This is a genomic window from Deltaproteobacteria bacterium (genome assembly GCA_018668695.1).
In the GTDB taxonomy this organism is placed as follows: domain Bacteria; phylum Myxococcota; class XYA12-FULL-58-9; order XYA12-FULL-58-9; family JABJBS01; genus JABJBS01.
In genome coordinates this window covers 23,705-32,388 of sequence record JABJBS010000073.1, presented here as the reverse complement: position 1 = coordinate 32,388, position 8,684 = coordinate 23,705, and the positions used below count along the sequence as shown (strand labels likewise).

The 8,684-nt window shown below is 49.9% G+C and carries 8 protein-coding genes; 5 read left to right on the top strand and 3 right to left on the bottom strand.

The genetic code is table 11. The features are described from left to right. The 3 genes from HOK28_04220 to HOK28_04210 all read left to right on the top strand — a co-directional run. The coding region (locus tag HOK28_04220; GenBank protein MBT6432272.1) for a hypothetical protein at positions 1-969 on the top strand (969 nt) is incomplete at its 5' end. An 18-nt stretch (positions 970-987) separates the two neighbouring features. Beyond that, the gene (locus HOK28_04215) at positions 988-1,947 is read left to right on the top strand and encodes an RsmB/NOP family class I SAM-dependent RNA methyltransferase (GenBank protein ID MBT6432271.1); all 960 of its coding nucleotides are present in this window, start codon (positions 988-990) and stop codon (positions 1,945-1,947) included. 51 nt (positions 1,948-1,998) lie between these two features. Beyond that, positions 1,999-2,529 (top strand): hypothetical protein, encoded by a 531-nt coding sequence (locus tag HOK28_04210; GenBank protein MBT6432270.1) that lies wholly within the window; start codon positions 1,999-2,001, stop codon positions 2,527-2,529. On the opposite strand, the gene HOK28_04205 is transcribed toward HOK28_04210, so the two are convergent. After that, positions 2,526-3,059, bottom strand: a complete 534-nt coding sequence (locus tag HOK28_04205) for a hypothetical protein (GenBank protein ID MBT6432269.1) — start codon at positions 3,057-3,059, stop codon at positions 2,526-2,528. The two genes, HOK28_04210 and HOK28_04205, sit on opposite strands and share 4 nt — an antisense overlap. Positions 3,060-3,153: 94 nt before the next feature. Further along, the gene (locus tag HOK28_04200) at positions 3,154-3,879 is read right to left on the bottom strand and encodes a hypothetical protein (GenBank protein MBT6432268.1); all 726 of its coding nucleotides are present in this window, start codon (positions 3,877-3,879) and stop codon (positions 3,154-3,156) included. A 142-nt stretch (positions 3,880-4,021) separates the two neighbouring features. Here HOK28_04200 and HOK28_04195 point away from each other — a divergent pair, with 142 nt between their 5' ends. Next, positions 4,022-4,687 (top strand): class I SAM-dependent methyltransferase, encoded by a 666-nt coding sequence (locus tag HOK28_04195; protein ID MBT6432267.1) that lies wholly within the window; start codon positions 4,022-4,024, stop codon positions 4,685-4,687. Positions 4,688-4,818: 131 nt separating this feature from the next. Beyond that, entirely contained in the window at positions 4,819-7,065 is a 2,247-nt protein-coding gene (locus HOK28_04190; protein ID MBT6432266.1) for a hypothetical protein, read from the top strand. Here HOK28_04190 and HOK28_04185 read toward each other — a convergent pair. Then, positions 7,062-8,438, bottom strand: a complete 1,377-nt coding sequence (locus HOK28_04185) for a flavin monoamine oxidase family protein (protein MBT6432265.1) — start codon at positions 8,436-8,438, stop codon at positions 7,062-7,064. The two genes, HOK28_04190 and HOK28_04185, sit on opposite strands and share 4 nt — an antisense overlap. Between the last annotated feature and the right edge of the window lie 246 nt (positions 8,439-8,684).

Genomic DNA, 8,684 nt, shown 5'->3' with positions numbered 1-8,684 from the left:
TGTGACGGCGACCCGAGCAATGGCTGTGAAACCAACATTAATACTCTGAGTAATTGCGGTAGCTGCGGTAACAGCTGCGACCTAGCCAACGGCTCTGAAAGCTGCGCGGCTGGTACATGTGAGTTGACGGGCTGCAACACCGGTTATGCCGACTGCGACAGCCAAGACGTCAATGGGTGCGAGATTTACACGCTTAACGATGTATCCAATTGCGGCTCTTGCGGCCTGACCTGTAGCAACGCCAATGGCGGGGCTTTTTGTTCTGCCGGGCAATGCGCACCAGAGTGCAACAACGGCTGGGGTGATTGTGATGACTATACGGTCAACGGCTGTGAAACCCAGCTCGGAACGCTCAGCAACTGCTCAAGCTGCGGCAACGCATGTAACTTGCCCAATGCCTCGTCGGTGTGCAGCAGCTACGCTTGTGCGGTGAGCACTTGCTCAGAAGGCTATTGTGATTCTAACGGCGTGGCGGTTGATGGCTGTGAATATGCATTGAATTCAAACCCAAGCTGTTCGCAATGGATTGACTTGGACGAATACCTCAGCGGTCTGATCAGCCCCGGAAATACGAGTCTGATTCGCGGAGATTATGGTGACTCATTGAACTTCTCAGGATTGGCTGGTGAGTACTGGTTTAGGATGAACATTGTAGAAGGTTATAGTAACTGGGCACTGTCTTGGGACCTGAGTGCAACCATTACCGTCGACCCTGGTTCAGCTGTGGACTACGACTTAGAGGTTTACTACGACAACCCATGTTCAGGGCAATTGGCTGGATTTTCATCTTCGAGCGGTGGCACAGCTGAAGCTGTGAACATCAGTTGGAATGACAACGTGAGTACCTTAAGCTTCTCTGACCCAGACGACAGCCGGTACATCTTTATCCGAGTGAAGTTTCAAAGCGGCAATAGCTGTTCTTCAGGCGAAGCATCCACTTACACATTGACGGTTGTCGGGGACACCTGATTCATATAAGCGGCCTTTGTGAAAGCTGGAGAACCTGAATTGGCGGCCCTGAGCCGCTACCGCGATATCATCGACGATTGGGATAGCTTTGTGGAGTATGCCACAAGTCCCGTCCCATATTGTTTTTGGGTCAATACCTTAAAGATTTCCGAAGAGGAGCTTTTGGCTCGTTTTCGGGCCGATGGTATCAAGTCCACACCTTTGCCCTGGCTTCCAGGGGCGCACCGATTAGACAGTAAAATCGCTTTGGGTAAACGCTTTGAGCACCTCACGGGACTTATCTATATCCAAGAGGAAGTCTCTATGGTGCCAGTTGCCATCATGAACCCGCAGCCCGGAGACCGGGTACTCGACATGTGCGCGGCGCCGGGGAGTAAGACTTCCCAAATAGGGGTGCGGATGGAAAACCGAGGGAGCATCATCGCCAATGATTCTTCTTTTGGACGGCTTCGGGCTTTTCGCCGTAATCAGGAGAGGCTTGGGATTATCAATCTTACCCTGACCAATCGAAATGGCTTCGATTTGCCTTTGGCGTGGGGGCCTTTTGATAAAATCCTCGCCGATGTCCCATGCTCTTGTGAGGGCAACTCCAGAAAGAGCTTGGCTGCCCTAACTCGAAAAGAGGAAGGTTTCCACGAGAAGCTGGTGGTCACGCAGACGCGGATTTTACGTCGAGCGTTGCGCTTAACGCGCCCCGGTGGAACCGTTCTCTACAGCACGTGTACCTATGCCCCGGAGGAGAACGAGGGTGTCTTGGATACTATCGTTAAAGAGTTCGATGGCAGCGTCGAAATCGTCCCGCTTCACGGTGAGAAAAGCGATCCCGAAATAGTACTTCCGGCCCTGAAAACGTCACCAGGTTTGTCTAACTGGGCTGGACAACAATTCCACCCGGCGGTATCGGGAGCCGTTCGTTTTTACCCACATCATAATAATACAGGTGGGTTTTTTGTTGCGGCTCTCAGAAGAGTCGAATAACAATAGTGCTTGGAATTTCGACTACGTACAGACGTATAGTAGGGGCTCGAAATGGCGTATCCGCAGCTTGTACAGCGTACCGAAGAAGTGGACCAGGATAGTCTTAGGACCTTGGTTTGTGAGCGTTTCGGTATCGACCCAGGTGTGTTCAACAATCTGGTATTTTTTCGTTCCAACAGCCGTCTTGTTTCCATTGTAAACAAGGATCATGTTCCGGTTGAAGGCCATGGCGTGGAAGCAAAAGGGATTACTTTTTTGCACGCACAAATGCGCTTTCCAAAGCTCACGACCGCAGCTGTTTACTTCATTGGCGGACATGCTTCGCGTAATGTGGTGTCACTGACGCGTGATGAAACGGATGCCTTCTTATCTCGTGAGACCATCAATCTCGAAGACGCTGAAATAGAGCGATGCACGAGCCAAGGTTATATCGTTGTAAAGCACGAGGGCATCGTGATGGGGCTTGGTTTTCTGAGGTTTCCAGCCGAAGGGGGCGCGGAACTTGAAAGCTATTTCCCTAAAAGTTGGTCAATAGAGCGGGGCGGTTCAGCGTTTGGCTTGCCTGAGCAAGCATCGCTCTAACCTAACCAAATCGTAAAATCATCCAGGTCAAAAACCTCTCCCACAAATGGGAAACTCATATTAATAAATCGGTGCAGATTTCCCGGCTTGCCATCGCCAATGATGGGCCATGAAGGTACGGGTTCGCGGTAAGTGTTTTCACCTTCGAGCATGTGGCTTCTATCGGAGCTAAAATCTTCACGAAATGTTTTTGCATCGACCACTCGAAACATTGGGTGGAAAGCCTCGGGCATGGTGGCGCTTGCTTGGAAGCTTTTTTGAACCCACTCTTGGGCGGGGACGGGATAACCGAGGGTGGTATCCAGGTCCCAGATTTCGAGTTTTTCACCCCGAGTCACAAGAATAACATGGTAGTCCCACATCACAGGCTCGCCAGCGGCAGCTAATTTTTGGTCCCACATGGCAAAACACTTCGCCGGGTTGGAAATAACAACTGCAAACTTCTCAAGCTTTTCAAGTGCGGGCTCATTGGAGAGATGCCAAATGTTCTCCTCGCAGTAGTTTGCTTGATACTTGGGTTCGAAAGACATGGGCACTCCTTTTAGAGCTCTGAGTCTGGCGCCGGGCTTCTGGCCCAGTCACCGGTGCTTGAGTTGATTTCTAATGATATTTTCGTGTTGAACTTCATCCACCAAGGCAGATCATTCCTTCATACGTCTCTTCACATTCTTGGTCGTTACGGCAGCCAGTATAGATACAAAGACCGTCTTCACAGCTGTGGTTATCGGCGTCGTAGGCAGCCGATGCGTCGCTGGTCCCGCAGTCGGCTGAGGTGCTGCAGCTTGTGTAGCAAGTGGTTTGTCCAATGTTAAAAGGGTCTGCGCAAGTGGATGCTGCGCCCAAGTTTTCTTGGCACTCCAAATCATTATTGCAACCGGAATAGACGCATGCACCTTCATCGCAGCGATAATTATCCTGGTCGTAATGGGTCCCGGCGGCGGCGTAGCCGCAATCAGAGTCTGACGCGCACCCAGGTACACAAGATTTAAAATCGGTGAAGGGCATGGGATGACAACGGTAATTAGGCTGAATCTCAGCGCATTCAGCGTGTGAGTTACAGCCGAGCCATGTGCAACCGCCGTCGCTGCAGGTGTAGTGACTTGCATCGTATGCGCTGTATTGTCCGTTGTAGATGTCGCAGTCGGCGGGGGTGTCGCATCCGGTCACACAGATCGGAACAGGTGCAAGATCATCCGAGGTATTTTCATCTCCGGAGTTAGACGAATCGTTATCTGCATTGTCGCCCTCTTGCTGGGACGACGAGCGATCGCCGCCATCGGCACTTTCTCCAGCACACCCAATCAATAAGAGTAGGGCCAATCCAGATGTCCAAAGAAGGTTGAGTCGCATGGGCGGGGAATCTCCAAAATTAAGTTCTTAGGTTAAGGATAGAAGATAATCTTCGTGACAAACAAGTTAAAGTCGGAGCGGGATCGGCCTAATTGCTTCAAAGGCCTGTGACCGATATGGATTTCCTAGAGCAGGAGACTGAATGCAAAGAGTACTCGAACCAGAGCTCATGATAGATCCGCAGCAAACGGCTGCCTATGCCGATGCTGATTTCTCAGTTGGGCATCAAGGAATTGTTGACGCACTGGCTAAGCGCTTTTCAGATTTTGATTTTACCAGTGCCTGCCTGGATTTAGGTTGCGGACCACTGGATGTTTCGGTTCGGCTGCTGGAAAAGTTTAGGGAGATGACGGTTCACGGAGTGGATGGTTCCGAACCGATGCTAGAGCTGGGGCGCCGAGAGCTTGTGAAGCGGGGCCTGCAAACCAGAATGTCTCTCCTAAATCAGCGTCTTCCAGCACTTACATTGCCACAGGAATCTTATTCTCTAATCTTTTCGAGCTCGCTTCTTCATCACTTACACAACCCATCGGATTTATGGACAGTGGTCAAAAAAGCGAGCAAGCCGTCGACTCGGGTCTATATTGCAGACCTTTACCGGCCTGAAACCCCTGAAGCTGCCCGAGCTATGGTGGAGCGTTACACGCCCAATGAGCCCGAAATCTTGAAATTAGACTTCTTTAACTCTCTTTTGGCGGCATTTTCACTAGAAGAGGTGAATATTCAGCTGGAAGAGGCTGGTTTGAGCGACCGTTTGGCGATTGATATTTTAACCGATCGACATATGGTCATATCCGGGATTCTGTAACTATTTCTTGGATGTTGGACTGACTCCCGGGGCCTTGATAGCCTTTTCAGGCGCGTCGAAGGATGCGTATTACTCCGCTCGGGAGAATTCGTAAGAGGGTCGCAATCACGAGAAGGGGAACCATCGGCTTTATGGTTCTAAGTAATCGATTAGCAATATTGATCCTCGGCTTTTTGGTCGGAGGGTTACTGAACTTTGGCCGTATTGGAGCTGAGGCTTACCTACTTGCGACTTTTGAACCGATCCATGCGGTTTATGTAGCCACGGTTGGCAGCATGCTTTTCTCTTTTGTCCTACCTCGAGTGGATTGGGAGCAAAGCAAGTTTTCTAAGTTGGCGTTATGGGTAACTCTGGGTTTCGCAGCGTTGGTTTTGGCTTTGGTGGTAACCTCGCCCGGGCACTCCACTCAGGCTCTGGTCTGGTACCTACTTATTATTCTGAGTACAGCATTCCACCGCTGGATGTGTGGTGAGGTCTTACTACGCCATTTGAACCCGGCGGTAGCCCAGTCTTATTTTGCTTACCTGGGAACGTCCTATGAAATTGGTACTGTCGTGGTTATCGTCGCTTCTAAGGTTTATCCGGGCGACCTAGGGCCCAATGAGACGATGCTGTGTCTGGTCTTAATGTACCTCATGGTATCAGGACTTTTACTTCTTCAGTTTGTTCCTACTCGCAATCTAGAAGTTCGCTATCAGACCGGTGAAGATATGGGGTTTGACCGGGACGAGCCTGCAAGTTTTGATAAATTTAAAGGCTTTTATATCTTTTTCGGTATGCTCGTTATTTGTCTGGGGGCCGCGAAAGTCTCGGAAAGCTATCTGGTTTCCGTTGTTTTAAAAGAAGAACTCTCGTCCTACGCGGCAATCCGCGGAGTGATGGCCGACTACTACTTAGTCGCCAGTTTCTTCGTCATCTTAATCACCATTGGAATTGGTCGCCAGGTCCAGAGAACTCACACTTCACCGATTCGGCTGATTATCTTTTACATCGCTTCGGTTTTAACGGTCGCTCTGGTGGCAACATGGACCGATGTCTTTTATGCGTTCCTTGCATTGGCCATTGTTCGACGGGTTGCAGAGAACAGCCTGCTCAATCCTTCGGTCCAGATGGTCATCACAAGTTTTGCGGGTAAGCTTCGAACCAAACTTCGTTCAGCGCACAGCATTTTTTATTACAGTGCGGTGGGTGTACCACTGGCCATGCTTTACTCATACACGAGTGCTGCGTTGGAATCTGAGCGATTCCTATTAGGCAGTATTATTATCACGTTGCTGACCATCGCCTTGGTCTTACTCATGGGCTTTGAAAAACGTTTAGTCGCAGCACTCTATCAGTTTGTTTATGAGGGTAATAAAACATCTGCGGTGGGAGCGGTGCAGGCTCTTTCATTTTTAAAGCCGCCTCAATACTCGGAGCATATGGGAGAGCTTCTTAGCGCTGAGCCTAAGCAAGTGCTGCGCAAGACGATTATTATGGGGTTGGGTCATGTGAGCCACGATGACCAGACTACTGAAACGATTTTACATCAGTTTAAATCGGATAAAGAAGAAATACAGATAGCGGTGCTAGACGCCTTGAAATTGTCGAACCGATACGAAGCCATTCAATTCCTAGCCAAAATTATGATGGCCAAGGAAATGAGTCACAGCCTAAAAGTTCGAATGAATGCCGCACAGATGATTGCATCACTTTATGGTCGCAAGGCGATTCCGTTTCTTCTAAATGGCTTGGAAGATGAGGACGAGCGTGTCGTGGCAAATACCCTGGAAGTTCTAAGCGTTTTTAAAGACAAAAACCTCGCTCGGTATTTTCGTGAATTTGTTGAGTGGCCGGTGCCTCGTGTCCGGGCCAACGCTTTGATGGGCCTTGCGCATTATCGTCAGGACCGAGAATTGTATGAGGGTATCACGCGAGAGATTCTCGATGGCTACGATACACAAATGCTGGTGTCCGTACTTTATGTGGTGGGTTCACTTCGTGACAAAACATTCATGAAGCATCTTGATAAGCTTATGACCTCGCAATTGGCTGAAGATCCTATGGTTAGAAGAGGATTGGCTTGGGCCTTTACCCGGCTTGAGGATGAACGCGGCTTTGAATTGTTTGCGCAGCTCTTTGGAGCACCCTGGGACGGTAAAGAAGAGCCCTTTATGCACTTTGTCTCGCAGCTTAGTCGTCATCTGCGTTTTGACTTAGTGAAATATATCGCGATTCGTTACTACGACGATACCGATGTGATTATTGCGTTGAACGAAAAACTCGAAGTTTCCCATTTTGATTTTCATGAAGAGATTCAGTACCTGGAGATTCTGCTCGATACCATTGGTGAGAGCCGGAGAGCTTCAAAGCAGGGGCTAAAAGGACTTCTCTCCTAGAGAAGTTTGATGACCTCAGAGGCTGCTCGTTCTCCCGATTCAAGAGCCCCTTCCATGTAACCCATCCATTCCGTCGCTGTTTCCGTTCCTGCAAAGTGAATGCGGTCCACAGGCTCGCGCAAGCTGTGGGCTGAGTTGGTCCAAACGCCTGGCGACGGACTGGCGGTGGGGCAACCCAATGCCCAAGGGTCTTTGGCCCAATCTTTTTCAACATATTCAGTGGGGCTTAACGCATCTTGACCGAAGTACTTGGCGAAGTTTGCCAGGACCATTTCTTTGCGGTGCGCGTCCGATTGTTCAGACCAGCGTCGCCCTTCATTACCGACCAAGAATGCGAGCAGGGCCGGTTGCTTACCGTCATAGGATGTATTGTCGAAGATGACGGTGATGGGACCTTGAGTAGAAACCACTTCGCCCGAGAACCCTTTATGTCGCCAAAAGGGTTCTTTATAAGTTGCGATGCATTTGATGGTTTGACCCATTGTTGTTCCCTGGGTCAGGTATTCTCGAGATGCGGGCATGGCTGGCTCGTATTGAACCTTGCCTGCAAGGTTGGGAGGAACGGCAAGAATGACTCGCTTAGCGCTGACGCTACCGTGGTCGGAGTGGACGGTCACCTTTGTCTTTTTCTGTACGATTTTGCGAACCGGCCAGTTGAATTGAATGTCGCGGTCGAGTTTGGACTCCAAGTATCTGGACAATTCCTGAGCACCACCGGCGAACCGCTCCTGCTGTGCTCCACCTTCAATCTCTGAGAGCTTGAGTAAGCCGCCTCCCGCATTGAGGTAGGTGAGGAAGTGAAGCAACGAAAGCTCTGCAGGTTCGGCCCCGAATATTACACGGGCTGCAGCATCAAAAATTCCACGAACGCCTCGAGTGGGAATCAGCTTTCTCTTAATCGTTTCCACGGATGTGGCGTCTAGAGTTGCGGCATCCCGAACACGCATCGGTGCGGTTACGGGTACTTTTTTACGAGCTCGCTCAACGCGCATTAAGGCAAATTGTAGGACAGCTAAATTCAAAGGAGAAATGGAAGGGATGGAACTGTTATATGTGCTTATTTTCCCATCGTGGTTAAGAACCTTTTTCCCTTCATGAAACGTTGGAAAGGTTCGAATACCGGCTTGTGATGTAAGTCGGCTGAGGCGGTATTGAGTAGGGCCTAGCCATTGCCCGCCCAGGTCGAAGGTGGCTGAACCAACTTGTTGGCTTACTGTTCTTCCACCGACTCGGTCGCGCGCCTCCAAGAGGGTAACGGTTTTACCGGCTTGCTGAACGTTGTACGCCGCTTGCAGCCCAGCCAATCCAGCACCAATAACCACAACGTCGGTCGACTCTAATTTAATCTTCTTTTGAGAAGGTTTTTTGCTCATTCTGGTTTCCTAACGTCTCAAAATTTAGAGCTGATTGAGAATCGGGGCAAGTTATAAAGATAAGTGGCTGGCTCATCATTCAGTCTCAAAAAGCGATTGGTCTATTTGGGGGGGACCAATAGGGCCAAAACAGGCTTCAAATGTAAATATTTGTTGGTCGGTGATCCCCGTGATGGGCTTTTGGTTTGACAGTTGGCGTACCGCATCGCTATGCATCCCACATTCGATGACCGACACCTACACTAT